The sequence below is a fragment of the Kribbella sp. NPDC050281 genome, from assembly GCF_040655855.1.
In the GTDB taxonomy this organism is placed as follows: Bacteria; Actinomycetota; Actinomycetes; order Propionibacteriales; family Kribbellaceae; genus Kribbella.
In genome coordinates, this window is record NZ_JBFAKS010000020.1 from 70,375 (window position 1) to 86,217 (window position 15,843).

The 15,843-nt window shown below is 69.3% G+C and carries 15 protein-coding genes; 6 read left to right on the top strand and 9 right to left on the bottom strand.

What is annotated here, in order from left to right:
• Positions 1-2 precede the first annotated feature (2 nt).
• Positions 3-968 carry an aldo/keto reductase gene (locus AB0I34_RS22225; RefSeq protein ID WP_360447761.1) on the bottom strand — a complete coding sequence of 322 codons (966 nt, stop codon included), beginning with the start codon at positions 966-968 and terminating at the stop codon, positions 3-5.
• A gap of 198 nt (positions 969-1,166) precedes the next feature.
• On the opposite strand from AB0I34_RS22225, the gene AB0I34_RS22230 reads away from it, so the two are divergent.
• The 3 genes from AB0I34_RS22230 to AB0I34_RS22240 all read left to right on the top strand — a co-directional run bounded on the left by AB0I34_RS22230 (position 1,167) and on the right by AB0I34_RS22240 (position 3,965).
• On the top strand, positions 1,167-2,228 hold the full coding sequence (locus AB0I34_RS22230; RefSeq protein WP_360447763.1) for an LLM class flavin-dependent oxidoreductase: 1,062 nt from the start codon (positions 1,167-1,169) through the stop codon (positions 2,226-2,228).
• Between the two features lie 85 nt (positions 2,229-2,313).
• Positions 2,314-3,018 (top strand): hypothetical protein, encoded by a 705-nt coding sequence (locus AB0I34_RS22235; RefSeq protein ID WP_360447765.1) that lies wholly within the window; start codon positions 2,314-2,316, stop codon positions 3,016-3,018.
• Between the two features lie 128 nt (positions 3,019-3,146).
• Positions 3,147-3,965, top strand: a complete 819-nt coding sequence (locus AB0I34_RS22240; protein WP_360447767.1) for a peptidoglycan recognition family protein — start codon at positions 3,147-3,149, stop codon at positions 3,963-3,965.
• Between the two features lie 21 nt (positions 3,966-3,986).
• Here the strand turns inward: AB0I34_RS22240 and AB0I34_RS22245 are convergent, their stop codons facing one another.
• The gene (locus AB0I34_RS22245; RefSeq protein WP_360447769.1) at positions 3,987-4,904 is read right to left on the bottom strand and encodes a hypothetical protein; all 918 of its coding nucleotides are present in this window, start codon (positions 4,902-4,904) and stop codon (positions 3,987-3,989) included.
• Between the two features lie 68 nt (positions 4,905-4,972).
• Between AB0I34_RS22245 and AB0I34_RS22250 the strand changes: the two genes are divergently transcribed.
• Positions 4,973-5,278, top strand: coding sequence for a pyrophosphatase (locus AB0I34_RS22250; protein WP_360447771.1), 306 nt, complete (start codon positions 4,973-4,975; stop codon positions 5,276-5,278).
• Between the two features lie 2 nt (positions 5,279-5,280).
• On the opposite strand, the gene AB0I34_RS22255 is transcribed toward AB0I34_RS22250, so the two are convergent.
• Genes AB0I34_RS22255 through AB0I34_RS22265 form a run of 3 tightly spaced genes read right to left on the bottom strand, consistent with a single transcriptional unit; the run spans position 5,281 to position 8,124 of the window.
• On the bottom strand, positions 5,281-6,837 hold the full coding sequence (locus tag AB0I34_RS22255; RefSeq protein WP_360447773.1) for a DUF6297 family protein: 1,557 nt from the start codon (positions 6,835-6,837) through the stop codon (positions 5,281-5,283).
• Entirely contained in the window at positions 6,834-7,475 is a 642-nt protein-coding gene (locus tag AB0I34_RS22260) for an ABC transporter ATP-binding protein (RefSeq protein WP_360447775.1), read from the bottom strand. Before AB0I34_RS22260 ends, AB0I34_RS22255 begins: the two co-directional genes overlap by 4 nt.
• 7 nt (positions 7,476-7,482) lie before the next feature.
• The gene (locus AB0I34_RS22265) at positions 7,483-8,124 is read right to left on the bottom strand and encodes a class I SAM-dependent methyltransferase (RefSeq protein ID WP_360447777.1); all 642 of its coding nucleotides are present in this window, start codon (positions 8,122-8,124) and stop codon (positions 7,483-7,485) included.
• 94 nt (positions 8,125-8,218) lie between these two features.
• Here AB0I34_RS22265 and AB0I34_RS22270 point away from each other — a divergent pair, with 94 nt between their 5' ends.
• Positions 8,219-9,199 carry a carbohydrate kinase family protein gene (locus AB0I34_RS22270; RefSeq protein WP_360447779.1) on the top strand — a complete coding sequence of 327 codons (981 nt, stop codon included), beginning with the start codon at positions 8,219-8,221 and terminating at the stop codon, positions 9,197-9,199.
• Positions 9,200-9,301: 102 nt separating this feature from the next.
• On the opposite strand, the gene AB0I34_RS22275 is transcribed toward AB0I34_RS22270, so the two are convergent.
• Genes AB0I34_RS22275 through AB0I34_RS22285 form a run of 3 tightly spaced genes read right to left on the bottom strand, consistent with a single transcriptional unit; the run spans position 9,302 to position 14,570 of the window.
• Positions 9,302-10,588, bottom strand: a complete 1,287-nt coding sequence (locus AB0I34_RS22275) for an alpha/beta fold hydrolase (RefSeq protein WP_360447781.1) — start codon at positions 10,586-10,588, stop codon at positions 9,302-9,304.
• Positions 10,585-13,110: a polynucleotide kinase-phosphatase gene (locus AB0I34_RS22280; RefSeq protein WP_360447783.1), complete on the bottom strand. Its 2,526-nt coding sequence runs from the start codon at positions 13,108-13,110 to the stop codon at positions 10,585-10,587. Before AB0I34_RS22280 ends, AB0I34_RS22275 begins: the two co-directional genes overlap by 4 nt.
• Entirely contained in the window at positions 13,110-14,570 is a 1,461-nt protein-coding gene (locus AB0I34_RS22285) for a 3' terminal RNA ribose 2'-O-methyltransferase Hen1 (RefSeq protein ID WP_360447785.1), read from the bottom strand. Before AB0I34_RS22285 ends, AB0I34_RS22280 begins: the two co-directional genes overlap by 1 nt.
• Positions 14,571-14,857: 287 nt before the next feature.
• Here AB0I34_RS22285 and AB0I34_RS22290 point away from each other — a divergent pair, with 287 nt between their 5' ends.
• Entirely contained in the window at positions 14,858-15,181 is a 324-nt protein-coding gene (locus tag AB0I34_RS22290; protein WP_131350565.1) for a hypothetical protein, read from the top strand.
• Positions 15,182-15,188: 7 nt separating this feature from the next.
• Here AB0I34_RS22290 and folE read toward each other — a convergent pair whose 3' ends face one another.
• Positions 15,189-15,800: a GTP cyclohydrolase I FolE gene (gene folE, locus AB0I34_RS22295; protein ID WP_360447787.1), complete on the bottom strand. Its 612-nt coding sequence runs from the start codon at positions 15,798-15,800 to the stop codon at positions 15,189-15,191.
• Positions 15,801-15,843: the final 43 nt, after the last annotated feature.

A 15,843-nucleotide genomic window follows, 5' to 3' on the forward strand; every position in this document is an offset into this window, starting at 1 on the left:
GGTCAGGACAGGATCGTGCTGACCTCGGCCAGTTGATCCTTGGTGAGAGGGCCGTGGTCGAGAGCGCCCGCGTTCTCCTCCACCTGGGCGACCGTCTTGAAGCCGGGGATGGGGATGAAGGCTTCGCTGCGGGACCAGAGCCAGGCGAGGGCGCCTTGGGCCAGGGTGCGGCCGTCCGACGTCAGGATGTCGCGGACGGCGTCGAGACGGCGGAGCGACTCGGCCTGGTCGCCGGTGCGGAAGTTCCAGCCGTGGCGTACGTCGTCCGCCGGGAGAGTGCTGTTCTCGTCGAACTTCCCGGTCAGCAGACCCATGCCGAGTGGACCGCGGACGATGCTCGCCAGGCCGTGCTGCTCGCACAGCTCCAGCACCTCGGCGTTACCGCCGAACACGTTGAAGTGCTGCTGGATCGCCTGGCAGTGCTCGCTCTTCGCGAAGACCGCAGCCCGCTCCGGGCTGTCCGTACTCCAGCCGATCGCCCGAACCTTGCCCGCGGCAACCAGTTCCTCGAAGACCGCGAGGACGTCGTCCGCCTTCGCCAGGTCGTAGCCGCCCAGGTGGAACTGGTACAGGTCGAGGTGGTCCGTCCCGAGCCGCCGCAGCGACTCGTCACAGGCCCAGCGGATGTAGTCCGGGTCGCCGTTCTCCCCCGGTGCCTCGCGGGTCTCCTCGACGTACGTGTAGCCGGCCTTCGATGCGATCACGATGTCGTCGCGGACGTCGCCGAGCGCGGCCGCGATCAGCTTCTCGCTGTGGCCGCACCCATAGACGTCGGCCGTGTCGAAGAACGTGACCCCGAGGTCGTACGCGCGCCGCAGCGCCCGCTTCGACTCGTCGTCGTCGATCACCCCCCAACCAACCGGACTCCCCTGCCGTGCGTGTGGCCCGCCGATCGCCCAGCACCCCATCCCGAGCGCACTGACCTCCGGCCCACCGTCGCCGAGCGAACGCTGTGCTGCCTTCGTCATCCGGTCCTCCGAACCGTTGGGGAACGTCCCCAGCATCCTGTTCACGATCCCGACGCACAGTCCAACAGGGAATTCTGCTGGCCCCGACAACTCGCAGTACTGAGTCAGACGCCGGTCCGGGCCTCCCGGTCGGGCGGGTTGACCAGACCGCGAGACGGCCTGAAAGTCTACTAATGAGATGGACATAAGCTTCTTTGTATGACTTTCCTCTGGTATCTCCCGAATCAGGTCGATCCCGGGCATCGCGGGGACGACGCCGTCGCGGGTCACAACAGTCTGGAGCGGTTGACCGAGCTCGCCCGGCTCGCCGAGGATCACGGCTGGGGCGGCGCGTTGATCGGGACCGGGTGGGGCCGGCCGGACACATTCACGGTGGCGACCGCGCTGGCGGCGCGGACGACGACCTTCCAGCCGCTGGTGGCGATCCGGCCTGGGTACTGGCAGCCCGCGCACTTCGCCTCGGCGGCGGGGACGCTGGATCAGCTGAGCGGCGGACGGCTGCTGGTCAACATCGTCTCCGGCCAGGACAATCTCGCCGCGTACGGCGACTCCGAGGGCGACCAGGCGCAGCGGTACGCCCGGACGCGCGAATTCCTCCAACTGGTCCGACGCTTGTGGACCGAGGAGGACGTGTTGTACGCCGGTGAGTACTTCTCGGTCACCGGATCCACGGTCGCCACGCGTCCCGTCGTACGGGACGGAAGGCCGCATCCGCGGTTGTACTTCGGGGGCGCGTCCGAGGCGGCACAGCGGGTGGCGGCGACGGATGCCGATGTGCAGCTGTTCTGGGGTGAGCCGCTGGATGGGATCGCGGACCGGATCAGCAGGCTGCGTTCGCTCGAGTCCGAGCTGGGGCGGGAGCATCCGCCGCTGGAGTTCGGGCTGCGGATCACCACGCTCGTCCGCGACACCACCGAGCAGGCGTGGACCGACGCCGAGGCGAAGGTCGCGACGATGGCGGAGGCCGCGGGCTCTCGCGATCGCCGGTGGTTCAAGGCGGTCGGGCAGCAACGGTTGCTCGAACTGGCGGAGCGTGGCGACGTACTCGACGACAATCTGTACACCGCGCCGGGCAAGTACGGCGGAGGCGGCGCGGGTACGACGTGGCTGGTCGGATCACCCGACGACGTCGCGAAGTCCCTGCGCAAGTACCAGGACCTCGGCGTCACCCATTTCATCCTCTCCGACACGCCGTACCGCGAGGAAACAGTCCGCGTGGGCGACCAACTCTTGGCACTGCTCCAGGAGACCGCTCCGTGACCGGCTGACGGCGGCGCTGCTGGCCTCCTGGTGTCGTACGGTCCTGACCTTCGATGTCGATGCGATGCGAAGGGCCGAGGTTCTGATGCAGACTGCACCGCTCTCAGTCGGGATGACGTGGGGCCGATCCGCCGCTGCCGCCGTCGGCGCGGCGATCGGAGGACTTGCTGCTGTGCTGGTCGGCGGACCTCTCTTCGCATGGCTGTTCATCCACGTCGGTGGACCCATCGCGGGGGACATGATCTCCGGGGCGACCGAGGGACGTTCGGGGATCGAGGGCGCGCTGGTCGGCCTCTTCGTCGTCATCGCTGCCGTCATCGTGGCGGTTCTGGTCGTCGCCGCTCTCGTCGCGCCGGTGTTCGTGCTGCTGCCGCTGGGCGCCACGGCCTTCGCGCTGCGGCTGGCCAAGGCCGGCCTGATCCTGCGGTCCCTGTGGCTGACGATCGCCGCGGTGGCCGGCCTGGCGGCGGTCCGGCTGATGCTCTTCCATGGCCGGCCCGCGATCACGATCCATGCGTCCAGCGACCGGCAGTCCGGCGACCTGCACCTTCCCCACTTCGGTCCCGGCGGCTGGACGTGGATCCTGATCATCGCCGGCGGTGCGTTCGCCGGACGCCTGGTGGTCGAACTGTGGCGGCCGGCCCAGGCCGCCCAGCCCGACCCCGTCACCGCGCTCGCGAAGCCGTGGCAGCGATTGGTCCGGATCTGGGTCGGCATCCTCGTCCTGGTGGTGGTCGTCGTCCTGGTCACCGTCGTCGCGTTCTGGCTGCTCGCCGGAGGTCCTGCGTGAACCGCTGATGGGTAGGGATCGGCAGGACGTCCGTTCAGCCTTGACGAGTGCGTGCCGAGTGTGATCGGTTGATCACCGAGTGCCAGCAGCGATTCTGGGGTGCTCGTGAGGCACGTGAGGAGCACTTGATGGTCACTTATCTGCCGCGGTCCGCCTGGAGGGCGCGGCCGCCGAACGACGGGCCAGGGAACCTGACCGTCTCCCGAGTCCAGGGCACGGTGATCCATTGGCCCGGGACCGGATCGACCAGTGTCATCCACAGCCAGGCGGCGGTCGCGTCGGCCTTACGTGGGTGGCAGAACTACCACATGGACGCCCGGGGCTGGTCGGACATCGCGTACCAGGTCGCCGTCGACCAGGCCGGCCGGGCCTGGACGCTGCGCGGGCTGCGAACCCAGTCCGGCGCGAACGGCAACGCTGATCTCAACGAACGGTACGGCGCGATCCTGCTGGTGCTGGTCACCGGCGAGCAGCCGACCGCCGCGCTGAAGGCGACCACCCGTGCGGTGATCGCCGACTTCCGCTCGATCTTTCCCCGCGGTACGGCGATCCGGCCGCACTCCGCGGTCCGGCCGGGCGGTACCGACTGTCCCGGCCCCGCAGCCCGGGCGGCGCTCGCCCGTGGCGAGTTCACCCCAGGTCACGTGGAGGACGATTTGCCGTACACACAAGCTCAGCTCAGGGCCATGATGCAGGCCGAGATCGAGGAGTACATGAGGCGGTTCTGGGCCGCGCCGACCGGCACCGGGACCGCTATCCGCAAACAGCTCAACCGGATCGAGGCCTCGGTCGCCCGCGCGGCGATCAGCGAGGACAACGGCCTTGACCATCCGCTCGTCCCGGCTCCGGAGCCGCGGCCCGACGCGGAGTTGCCGGCTGACGATTCCGATTTGCCCGAGTCCGGCAAGGACCCAGAGCCTCTCCCGGCGTCCGACGCACAGAAGTAGTGACCGCTCGCCGTACGTTGCTCAAGGCAACGTACGGCGTCCGGCGGCGGTGAGCACCCGCAGCGCGTTGAGGGTGATCATCTCGTTCGGGCCGCCGCGTCCCCAATCGACGACCTCAGGCGTCCGCGTGCCACCGAGTGGGCCCCACCACGGCGTACCGGCGTTCCACCGGCCGTCCGGTCGTCGCTGCTGCTCCAGCTCGTCCAGTGCATCGGCGGCGCGTTCGTCCCGGGCGAGGCCGAGCCGCGACAACACGAGCAGGGCTTGCAGGATGTCGTAGTGCCAGTACGGCGGATAGGCCGGCCGCAACCACCGCTTGTTGATGACTGCGCCGGTCGACAGGCTCCGGAACACCCTGTGCTCGAGGAACAACTCCCCTGCCCGCAAGGCCGCGTCCTGGGCGGTTGTCTCGCCGGTGGCCCGGTAGTACTCATGCAGACCCCACGCCGCGGCATGCGTCTCATGGAACGACGAGCGCCGGCCGGACGCCTTCCGGTCGCAGTTCCAGCCGCCGTCGGGCCACTGCCACTCGATCAGCCCCTCCGCGAGTTGCTGGACGCGCGGATCTGCCGCCAGACCCAGCCGGGCACACGCTCCGAGCGTGTTCCCCTCGATCGAGCCACATCGCCGTACCAGTCCGTCGACGACACTCACGCCGTACTTGAGTGACCGCGTCACCTCAGCCAGGTCGTACTCCGCCGCCTCGACTGCCCGCGGCTCCCCGGCCGGCACCTCCAGCTCCACCAGCGAAACGATTCGCCAGTGCGCCCCGGTCCACTTCCGGTACGCCCGCTTGTCCGCGCAGGCATCAGTCAGCAGCGTCTCCACGATCGCCCCACCAAGCACGTCCTCCCCGTGCTCCTCGCCCAGCAAATCCCGCCGAGCCATCCCCCGAACCGCCGGCTCCCCCGACCCCACCAACCACGCCACCACATCCATCCCCCCAGTCTGGGCCCCTCCACCGACAAGTGCGCAGGACTGTCGGTGGGCCGTGGTTGGGTACGGGCGTGGATCTTGCGGAGCTTTCGGGGCGGTTGGAGAAGTTGTCGGTTCGGTACGGCGAGGTGCTCGGGTTCGAGCGGGATCCGGACTGGTTCTTGCTGAAGTTGCAGGAGGAGGTGGGCGAGCTGACGCAGGCTTACCTGCAGCACACCGGGCGGGCGCGGGAGAAGGGGCTGGGCGCGGAGGAGATCCGGGCCGGGTTTCATCAGGAGTTCGCTGACGTGTTCTGTCAGTTGATCCTGTTCGCGCGGCAGCACGACGTGGACCTGGAGCGCGAGATCGAGCGGAAGTGGCTCGTGCACGAGGTCTAGCGTCAGTCCTGCTTCGGGCGGATGGCGAACATGATCGCGAGGACGAAACCGGGGATGACCACGACCCAGGTGGAGCTCAGGTTCAGCAGGACCGGGGCCAGGCAGAGGATGAGGAGGTCGAAGCCTCGCATCGGCTGCGAGAACAGGCCGGGCGGGATCGCGCCCATCGGTGAGGCGACAAGCGGTCCGGAGTACGACGGCGGCCGCGCGGAGGCCTGGCGGACAGCGCCCGACAGCATCCCGGCGGCGACGGCGAAGGCAGCGGCTCCGCTTCCGATGGCCGGGAACGCGAGCGCCGCCCACACCGCCGCGAACAACGCCGGGACGACCGCCATGATCGCCCGCAGTTCGCGCAGATCCATCCCGAGCGCACGGACCAGGCCGGTGGAGCGGCAGACCGATCGCAGCCCGTCCATCAGCGGCCGTACGGCGACGAAGCCCGCGAACCCGGCAGCGATCGGCACCAGTACGTCGAACCCGGTCCCGGCGACGGCATACGGTACGACGAGCAGCGCGAAGCCGATCACGAGCCGCCGGGGCCAGCGCAGGATCCGCAGGAACTCCCGCTGCACCAAAGCCGCGCCCCCGGACCCGCGGCCGCGCCGCGTCCGCACACGACCCTTCATCCGCCAGTGCCGGCCCGAGACGACGTCAGCCAGCATGCTGATGTCCAAACTGCTCGCCGCCCCGGCCAGGCCGGCCAGCAGCTCACCACCGGCGATCACGGTGGATCGAGTCAACTTGTCGAGCGTCTGAGCGGTGATGATCACCAGCGCAACCACCACGATCAGACAGACCACCCCGACCACCAGGAAGTGCGTCTGCGCCGACGTCAGCAGGGCCGGCTCCGACGAAGACTGGCTGATGGCAAAGAGCCCGGACCCGGTGATCGACTGATCCGACGCCGGCTCACCTCGGACCGCCAGCCACACCGCCGGAATCGCGGCCGCGATCAGCAGCAGGTCGGCCACGCGGAGCGTCCACCTGCTCCGCCCCGCCGACTGCTGCACCCACACCGTCAGACAAGCAGCGCAGACCAGCAGGGACGCCGTCAGCACCGACGCTTCCCCGATCGACCGCAGTTGCGCACCGAGCAGCGCCCAGGCGATCACCGACGCCACAGCGCCACCAACCGCCACAACGACGATCACGAGCCAGTACGCCGGCCGCAGCAATGCCGTCCGATTCACCGGAGTGGCCAGCAGCCAGAACCCGGCCGCCCGCGACGCCGACACCGGCCCGACACTCAGCAACACTCGCAGCGTTGTTGCCACGAGCAACGGCACGAGCATCCACGGCAGGTAGTGCGCCAGGTCCAAGCAGGCCGCCGTCGTACAGCGGGACGCGTCCGCGTTCAGCTGCCGCAGGACGTTGCCGCCGGTCGCCGCGGCCATCGCGAGCGTGAACAGGACCAGGTAGACGTCCTCGAAGATCTGCCAGAACGAGCGGTCCGCCCGGCGCCGCCGGGTCGTGCGCATCCACTGGCGCAGCGCCCGCGACGTCGGGATGGCGCCGAAGTCCGACGGGTCGAAGACGACCGGACCGTCCGCAGAGCTCATGGCAGCGGGGTCAGGGTGACGATGGAGTCCGCGACCGACTCGACCAGGGCCGGGTCGTGGCTGGCGAACAGGATCGACGTACCGGACCGCTTCTCCTCGCTCAGACGGTGGGACAACCACTGGACGCCGTCGACGTCGAGGCGAGCTTCCGGCTCGTCGAGGACGAGGAGTTTTCGCGGCCGGACCAGGGCCGTGGCCAGGGCGAGACGGCGGCGCTGACCGGACGACAGCGAACCGGGCAGCTGGTCCGCGGCCGGCAGCAAGCCGATGTCGTCGAGCAGGGTGTCGACCAGGTCCTCCGGCTCCGGGTTGCCGTGGGCGCGGGCGAGCAGGTCGAGGTGCTCGGCCGCGGTCAGGTCCGGGAAGAAGTCGAGGTCGTCGAGCAGGGTGGCGACGTCGCGTCGTACCGCTTCGGCACGTTCGTCGATCGGCAGGCCGTCCAGCAGGATCTTGCCGGCCGCGGGTTCGGCCGAGCCGACGATGCACTTGAGCACCGTCGTCTTGCCGGCACCGTTCGGCCCGACCAGCGCGATCGCCTTCCCCGGTGCGAGGCTGAACGTCAGGCCCTCGATCACCGGGCGATCGCCGTACTTGTGCTGCAGCCCCGACACGGCGAGGCGGGCCGCCACCTTGCTCACGCGCGGCTCACTTCTTGCGGACCAGGGTGAGCCCGTCGCCGATGCCGAGCATGACCACGTCGACCCGGGCGTCCTTGGCGATGTGCGCGTTGAACTCCTTGCGGTCGACCGGCTCCTCGTCGTGAACGCCGACCACGCGCCCGCCGGCGAGGGTGTTGTCGAACAACATCAGCCCGTTCGGCCGGATCAGCGGCAGCACGGCCTCGAAGTACTGGATGTACCAGTCCTTGTCGGCGTCCACGAAGGCCAGGTCGAACTCGCCGTCCAGCTCGGTCACCGACTGGTGCGCGTCACCGATCCGCAGGTCGATCTTGTCCGCCACGCCGGCCCGCTCCCAGTACTTGCGGCCGATCGAGGTCCACTCGTCGTCCACGTCGAGGCAGATCAGCCGCCCGTCGGCCGGCAGCCCGCGCGAGATCGCCAGCGCCGAGAAGCCGGTGAAGGTGCCGATCTCGACCGCCCGGCGGGCGGAGATCAGCCGGGTCAGCGTGGTCAGCAGCGCGGCCTGGTCCGGGGTGGTGAGCATGATCGAGGCCCGTCCGAGCCCCTGGGTCTCGGCGACCAGTTCGGTGGCGATCTCGTCCAGTGGCATGCCGTGCGCGACCATGTAGTCGTGCAACTGGTCGGTCACCTGCACCTGATTTCCCATCGAATCCCGCCCTCCGTGTATTAGATCGGTCGCCTGTAGTCTCTATGGGTTGCCTGAACCACGATCACCCACCCCACCCGAGGGAGCACCCCGTATGCGCATCGCCGTCGCCGGATCGATCGCGACCGACATCCTGATGACGTTTCCCGGACGGTTCAAGGACCAGTTCCTGGAAGAACAGATGCACAAGGTTTCGCTGTCCTTCCTGGTCGACGAGCTGGTGGTCCACCGCGGCGGCGTGGGGGCGAACATCTGCTACGGCATGGCCCAGCTCGGTCAGCCCTCGCTGCTGGTCGGTTCGGTCGGTGCCGACTTCGCCGAGTACGGCGCCGCGCTCACCGAGGCCGGTGTGGACGTGTCACACGTGCGGGTCTGCGAGAACGTACACACCGCCCGGTTCACGTGTACGACCGACCTGGACGCGAACCAGATCGCCTCGTTCTACACCGGTGCGATGGCCGAGGCGCGCGAGCTCGACCTGGCGGCGATCCACGCCGAGACCGGCGGGATCGACCTGGTGCTGGTCGGCGCCGACGACCCCGAGGGCATGCTCAAGCACACCGACCTGGCGAAGGCGCACGGGATCGCCGTGGCCGCGGACCCGTCCCAGCAGCTGGCCCGGATGGAGGGTGCGGAGATCCGGCGGCTCGTCGACGGGGCGACGTACCTGTTCAGCAACGAGTACGAGGCCGGCCTGATGGCGCAGAAGACCGGCTGGAGCCACGGCGAGATCCTGGAGCGGGTCGGCGTCCGCGTCACCACCCACGGCGGCGACGGTGTGGTGATCGAGAACGCCGGCGGCATCCTGGCCAAGGTCCCGGCCGTCCCGGCTCCGGGACTGGTCGACCCGACCGGCGGCGGTGACGCCTTCCGGGCCGGCTACCTCACCGGCCGCGCTGCGGATCTCGACCACGAGGCGGCCGCCCAGATCGGCTGCACTCTGGCCACCACCGTCCTCGAGACGGTCGGCACCCAGGAGTACACCCTGGACCGCGCCGCGTTCCTCGATCGCTTGGAGTCGGCCTACGGCTCGGCCGCCGCCGCCACGGCGGACGGCGCGCTCAAGTCGGCCTGACGGCTCAGAGCACGTCCATCGTGAAGGTGGCATCGAGCCGTAGTAGAACTGGAGCCTCGCACCGATCGCGGTGCGAGGCCGGCCGGTGACCTGAGCTGCCAGTCAGCCCGCGCGAACGCCGCCGCCCACCGAGCGCACGAGCTCGGTCAGGCGGTTGAACACCCGCTCGGTGCTGAGGCCGTCGTGCTCGTACTCGTTCGTGACCCACGCCTGCACGTTGCCGACCCGCCGGGCCGTGTCCAGTTGCAGCCCGGAGTCGACGTACATGTCGTCGTGGTACACCGCGGCCGCCACCGGTACGTCGTTCGCCGCGAGCCGCTCGAGGTCGTACAGCTCCGACCACCGCGGCCGGGCCGCCAGGACCTCGACGGCTGCCCGGAAGGGACGCAGACCCCGGATCTCCTCGAACATCCAGGGGTACATCATCTCGCCGGTGAACAGCAGTGGCCGCGCGTCCTCGGCGAACTCCGGCCGCAGCGCCCGCTCGGCCTCGGCCGCCCACGCAGTCGCACCCTCGCCGGACCCGTAGATGCTCTCCTGCAGCGCCGCGAAGAGCGGCTCGGCGCTGTACGACGACTCCCCCATCACCTGGCTCAGGAACGTGTCCGACAACGCATCCCCGTCAAACGCCTCGTCGATCAGCCAATGCATCCGCTCGTACCCGGGCTTCATCCCGAAGGCGATCCCGAGCGACTGGAACCGCCGTACCGTCAGCCGGTCACCGTCCGGCAGCCGTACGTCGTCCGCCGCGAGCCGGTCCGCGATCGCGGCGACCCGGTCCACGTTGTGCGGATAGCGGCGGTAGAACTCGCGGTTCTTCGCCTCGACGCGCGGATAGGTACGCCGGTACACCTCGGCGGCATCCGGATCGATCGAGGCGAGACCGCCCGTCACGTAGCACGCGGTCAGCGCCTCGGGTGCCTTCGAGAGATAGGTCAGCGTCAGGAAGCCGCCGTAGCTCTGCCCGAGCGTCGACCATTTGACCCCGCCGAAGACGGTCGTCCGCAGATGCTCGGCATCCGCGATGATCGAGTCCGCGCGGAAGCACGCGAGGTAGTCGGCACCGGCCTCGGCTGTCTCGAACGACTCCATCCGCCGCGCGCTGATCGGCGTACTGCGACCAGTCCCGCGTTGGTCGAGCAGGATCACCCGGTACGTCTTCAGCGCCGTCCCGATCCACCCGGTCGGCTCGACCGGGCGCGGAGCCCGCCCGCCGGGACCGCCCTGCAGGTAGAGCAGGCAGGGCAGGTCCTCGTCTTTGCGCATCGGGTCGACGACCTCGCGGGCGAACACGTCGATGCGGTCCGGACCGTCCGGAGTGGACCAGTCCAGCGGCACCGAGACGATGTGTTCGCGGACGTGCATTCCAGGGATCGTGTAGCTGGTCATAGACGTGGGTCCACCGGTTCCGACTCGAGGGCTAGGACGGAGAAGACGCATTCGTGGATGCGCCAGAGCGGTTCACCGCGGGCGGCTCGCTCCAGGGCCTCGAGGCCGAGGGCGTACTCGCGGAGAGCGAGTGAGCGCTTGTGACCGAGGTTGCGGTCGCGGAGACGCTCGAAGTTCGCCGGCTCGGTGTAGTCGGGGCCGTAGATCAGCCGCAGGTACTCCTGCCCGCGCACCTTCAGCCCCGGCTGCGCGAGCCCCTTCGCCGTCCGGGTCAGGTTGGCGGCCGGCTTCACTACCATGCCTTCACCGCCCGCATCGGTGAGCTCCTGCCACCACGCGATCCCGGCATCCCATCCCGACGCATCGACGTACAGGCGCCGCGTCGGCGTGATCAGGTCCGGGCCCGCGGCAACCATCCGGTCCGCGATCCCCAGGTGCCAGGCGTGCGGCCGGTCCTGATACGTCGCTCCTTCCGACGCGAGCACCTGGAACGGCGCGACCCGGACCCCGTCGAGCCCGTCCGTCGGCCAGCAGTAGCGCCGGTACGCCGCGGTGAAGCGCTCGACGTTCGCAGTACGACGCTCTGTTGCGGTGAGCAACCGGTCGACGTCAAGTCCCGCCGCAGCGGCGGATCCGAGCGCTGCGGTTGCCGCTGGCAATGAGTTGCGAGCGGCCGCACCGACAGCGGCGTACTGGTGACGGAGCAGGTCCTCGGCCTTGGCGCTCCACGGTAGAAGCTCGGCGTCGAGGAGCAGCCAGGACGTGTCGAGCTCGTCGAAGACGCCCGCCTGCTCGACGACGGCTCTGAGCCTGAGCAGGAGCTCGTCGGTCAGTGGAGCTTCGAAGAAGGACCGTCCGGTGCGAGTGTGGACCGCGCCACGACCGGCGAGGCCGAAACGCTTCTCGGCGACATCGTCATCCCGGGTCAGCAGAACCACGGCGCGGGAGCCCATGTGCTTCTCCTCGCACACCAACTCGGTGACACCTTGGCCCTTGAACGTCTCGAAAGCCTGCAGCGGGTGCTCCAGCAGCCCGGGTTCGCTCGAGGTGGAGACCGGGCTCATCGTCGGCGGCAGGTACAGCAGGAAGCGCGGGTCGATCGCGAACCGGCTCATCACCTCCAGCGCGGCACCGGCCTGCTCGGCCCGGATGCTCAGCCGGCCGTGGGCCGACGTCTCGATCACCCGGCGGCCGGTGACGTCAGTGAGCTCGAGAACGTCAGGCTCGCGTGCGGGTGCGGTTGCCACATGCAACGGTTTCGCCGGGGCGTAGTACTCCTCGGTCGCCTGGATCGAGACCAACTCGCGCTCGGGGTAGCGCAGCGCGGTGAGCGAGCCTCCGAAGACGCAGCCGGTGTCGAGGCAGATCGTGTTGTTGATCCACTCCGGCTCCGGGGTCGGCGTGTGGCCGTAGACGACCATCGCGCGACCGCGGTACTCGTTCGCCCACGGGTAGCGGACCGGTAGGCCGAACTCGTCGGTCTCGCCGGTCGTCTCGCCGTACAGGCAGAAGGAACGGACCCGGCCGGACGTGCGGCCGTGCATGCGCTCGACCAGGCCGGCGTGCGAGACGACCAGCTTGCCTTCGTCGAAGACGTAGTGCGAGATCAGGCCGTCGATGAACTGCTCGACCGCGTCGCGGAACTCGGCCGGCTCCTCGGCCAGCTGCTCGAGCGTGGTCTCGAGGCCGTGGCTGATCTTGACGTTCCGGCCTCTGAGTGCCTTGAGCAACTTGTCCTCGTGGTTGCCGGGAACGCAGTACGCGTGGCCGGCGGCAACCATTCCCATCACCAGCCGCAGTACGCCGGGCGTGTCCGGGCCGCGGTCGACCAGGTCGCCGACGAAGATCGCGCGGCGGTCCGGGTGTGCGGCGCCGATCGGGCGGCCGGCGTCGTCGCGGATCAGGGTGTAGCCGAGTTCGGTCAGCAACTGCTCCAGCTCGGCACGGCAGCCGTGGATGTCGCCGATGATGTCGAACGGGCCGGTCTGGTCGGTCAGGTCGTTGAACAGCCGGGTGCGCTCGATGCTGACGGCATCGATCTCCTCGACACTGTCGAGCACGTGGACAGTGCGGAAGCCCTCGCGCTTCAGGCTTCGCAGACCGCGCTTCAGCTGCGAGCGCTGCCGGGCGACTACCTTGGCGCCGAACTGGCGGTCCGGGCGTTGCGCGTTGCGCTCCACGCAGACACGCTCCGGCGGGTCGAGCACGATGGCGACCGGCAGTACGTCGTGCTCGCGCGCCAGAGCAACCAGTTCCTTGCGCGCCTCGGGCTGCACGTTGGTCGCGTCGATCACGGTCAACCGTCCGGCGGCGAGGCGCTTGGCCGCGATGAAGTTGAGCACCTCGAACGCGTCCTTGCTGGCCGCCTGATCGTTCTCGTCGTCAGACACCAGCCCACGGCAGAAGTCACTCGAGATCACCTCAGTAGCCTTGAAATGCGCCCGGGCGAACGTCGACTTCCCGGAACCACTGGCCCCCACCAGAACCACAAGACACAGGTTGGGGATGTGAAGTGCGCCCATCAGCTCATGACCTCCCCGGCATCCCGCCGGTCGCGGGTTGAAGCGGCAGCAGAGGCCGCGCCCTCGGGGGCGACGCGGGTGAAGAGCGCTAGCTGCGTCGGCGGGCCTACCTCCGGGTCCTCCGGACCTACCGGCCGGAACTCCACCGTGTAGCCGTTGTCGTGGGCAACTGCGGTGGCCCAGGACCGGAATTCCGTGCGGGTCCATTCGAAGCGGTGGTCGGGGTGGCGGAAACGGCCGGCGGGCAAGGACGGGAAGCGGACGTTGTAGTCGCTGTTGGGCGTGGTGACGATGACTGCGGCGGGGCGGGCGGCCTGGAAGACGGACTTGGCCAGGGCGGGCAGGCGTGGTGGGTCGACGTGCTCGATCACCTCCATCAGGACGGCAGCGTCCAGGCCGGCCAGGCGGTGGTCGGCGTACGTGACCGACGACTGCAGGAAGCGCAGCCGCTCCCGCTGACGGTCGGGCAGGTCGTTGTAGTGCAGCCGCCGCTTGGCGCCGATCAAGGCCCGCGCGGACACGTCGGTCGCGATCAGCTCGCCGATCATCGGGTCCTTCAGCAGCTCACCGACCAGCGCGCCCTCACCGCAGCCGAGGTCCGCGATCCGCCGCGCCCCGAGCTCGCGCAGTACACCGGCAACCGTCTGGCGACGTTCGACCGCCAGGGACACCGAACCTTCCTCCGATGGCTCCTCCACGAGCTCCACGCCGTCGGCCTCGGCGAGGCGCTCGAGGGCGGTGTCCGCGAGGTAGCGACGGTGGGCCAGGTAGCGGTGGGAGATCAGGTCCTTCTCCGGGTGCGTGCCGAGCCAGCCCTCGCCTGCCCGGACCAGCTTGTCGACCTCGTCCGAGCCGACCCAGTAGTGCTTGGCGTCGTCCAGCACCGGGAGCAGGACATACAGGTGATTGAGTGCGTCGGCCAGCCGGAGTACGCCGGTCAGCCGTAGATCGACGTACCGGGAGTCACCCCACGCGGGGATCTCCGGATCGAGCGGCACCGGCCGAGCGTCGACAGACCACCCGAGCGGGCCGAACATGCGGGCGGCCAGTTCGGCGCCGCCGTTGCACGGCAGCGCGGGGACGTGGATCTCCAGCGGGATCGGCCGGGCGGCCAGGTCGGGGCGGGCGTCGCAGCGGCCGTTCATCGCGGTCCGGAAGAGCTTGCCGAGCGCGACGGCGAGCAGGCTGGAGGCGGCGTACGGCCGGTCGTTCACGTACTGCCCGAGGGTGAACCCCTCCTGCGCCTTTCCCCGCCCGGAGCGGACGAGCGCGATCGGGTCGATCTCGAGCAGGACGGCCGCCGTACAGCGCTCGTCGGTGGCGTCGGGGTAGAACACATGTGCTGTGCCGCCGGTCACCTCGATCCCCTGCGGTCGCGCCGGGTTCTTGTGCAACAGGAACCCGAAATCGCTCGCGGGTGCGTCAACTCCGGCAAGGTCGGTGGCTAGCGTCAGGAACACTTCCGTATTCGATCACGGGACGCGCCCGGACCGGGACCGAAATACCGCGGAGGCCGGATCGAGGATCGAGACACGCGGGGAGAGCTCTGGCGTGTCGGCCGGTTTGGTTCTAACTTGATTTGAGAAGATCTGTCGCTACAGACCGTACTTCCCCGCTGACAATCCGTATTGTCCCCGGTTTTGTGGCGAGCGCCCACCCACGCCGACCACGGGGAAAGGACCATGGCACCCTCAGGCCAATCCAGTTCGGGCTACGGCGGTTCCACGCACTCCGGCGAGGTCCGCCGGTGAAACCGCAGACCTTCGAACTCGTCCGTTACACCGATATCAGCGGAGTCTCCGGCACCGGCATCGTGGCCGAAGGCTGTGTCTTCACCGACGGCTCGGTCGCGCTCCGCTGGCACGGCCCCAACCCGTCCACGGCGATCTGGCCGGACCTCGACTCCATCCTCGCCGTCCACGGCCACTGCGGCGCGACCGTAGTGCGCTGGATCGACGTCTCCGAGATGGAACCGGTCCCCGGCACCGATCTGCTTCCCGGCGAGGTCGCCCACATCCTCGCCACCGGACGGCACACCCACCACCGCCCACCGGCGGTGGCCACGGCCTGACCGCCGGCTACGGCGTCAGACCCGTGAGTGCGAAGAACTCCTGGCGTGAGCTGGGGTTCTCGCGCAGCGTGCCGTGCAGGGACGACGTGACCGTGCGGGAGCCGGTGGCGCGAACACCGCGCAGCGACATGCACTGGTGCTCGGCCTCGATCACCACGCCGACGCCCTTCGGCGCCAGGTGGTCCTGGAGCCAGTCGGCGACCTGCTTGGTCAGCCGTTCCTGGACCTGGAAGTCGCGGGCGAACAGCTCGACCACGCGGGCCAGTTTGGACAGCCCGAGAATCCGCTCCCCCGGCAGGTAGCCGACGTGCGCGACGCCGGTGAACGGCAGCAGGTGGTGCTCGCACAGGGACTGGACCGGAATGTCCTTGGCCAGCACGAGTTCGTCGTACCCCTCGTCGTTCGGGAACGTCGTCAGCTCGAACTCGCGTGGGGTGAGCATCTCGGCGTACGCGTCGGCGACTCGCCTCGGGGTGTCGGCGAGGTGCGCGCTGTGCGGGTCCCGGCCGAGCGCGGTCAGCAGATCCGCGACGGCCCGCTGGGCGGCGGGGAGATCGATCTCCGCGCGGCCGGGGACGATATGGAGGGGGACGGATTCGAGATCGGCCGAAATCGCCATCTGCACACTCCCTGAGGGGTCAACGGACGAAGCAAGCATACAT

Coding starts and splice junctions, on each gene's coding strand:
- folE (WP_360447787.1), bottom strand. CDS start 15,800: ATGGCGATTTCGGCCGATCTCGAATCCGTCCCCCTCCATATCGTCCCC.
- AB0I34_RS22225 (WP_360447761.1), bottom strand. CDS start 968: ATGACGAAGGCAGCACAGCGTTCGCTCGGCGACGGTGGGCCGGAGGTC.
- AB0I34_RS22230 (WP_360447763.1), top strand. CDS start 1,167: ATGACTTTCCTCTGGTATCTCCCGAATCAGGTCGATCCCGGGCATCGC.
- AB0I34_RS22245 (WP_360447769.1), bottom strand. CDS start 4,904: ATGGATGTGGTGGCGTGGTTGGTGGGGTCGGGGGAGCCGGCGGTTCGG.
- AB0I34_RS22235 (WP_360447765.1), top strand. CDS start 2,314: ATGCAGACTGCACCGCTCTCAGTCGGGATGACGTGGGGCCGATCCGCC.
- AB0I34_RS22275 (WP_360447781.1), bottom strand. CDS start 10,588: ATGACCAGCTACACGATCCCTGGAATGCACGTCCGCGAACACATCGTC.
- AB0I34_RS22265 (WP_360447777.1), bottom strand. CDS start 8,124: ATGGGAAATCAGGTGCAGGTGACCGACCAGTTGCACGACTACATGGTC.
- AB0I34_RS22255 (WP_360447773.1), bottom strand. CDS start 6,837: ATGAGCTCTGCGGACGGTCCGGTCGTCTTCGACCCGTCGGACTTCGGC.
- AB0I34_RS22240 (WP_360447767.1), top strand. CDS start 3,147: ATGGTCACTTATCTGCCGCGGTCCGCCTGGAGGGCGCGGCCGCCGAAC.
- AB0I34_RS22280 (WP_360447783.1), bottom strand. CDS start 13,110: ATGGGCGCACTTCACATCCCCAACCTGTGTCTTGTGGTTCTGGTGGGG.
- AB0I34_RS22270 (WP_360447779.1), top strand. CDS start 8,219: ATGCGCATCGCCGTCGCCGGATCGATCGCGACCGACATCCTGATGACG.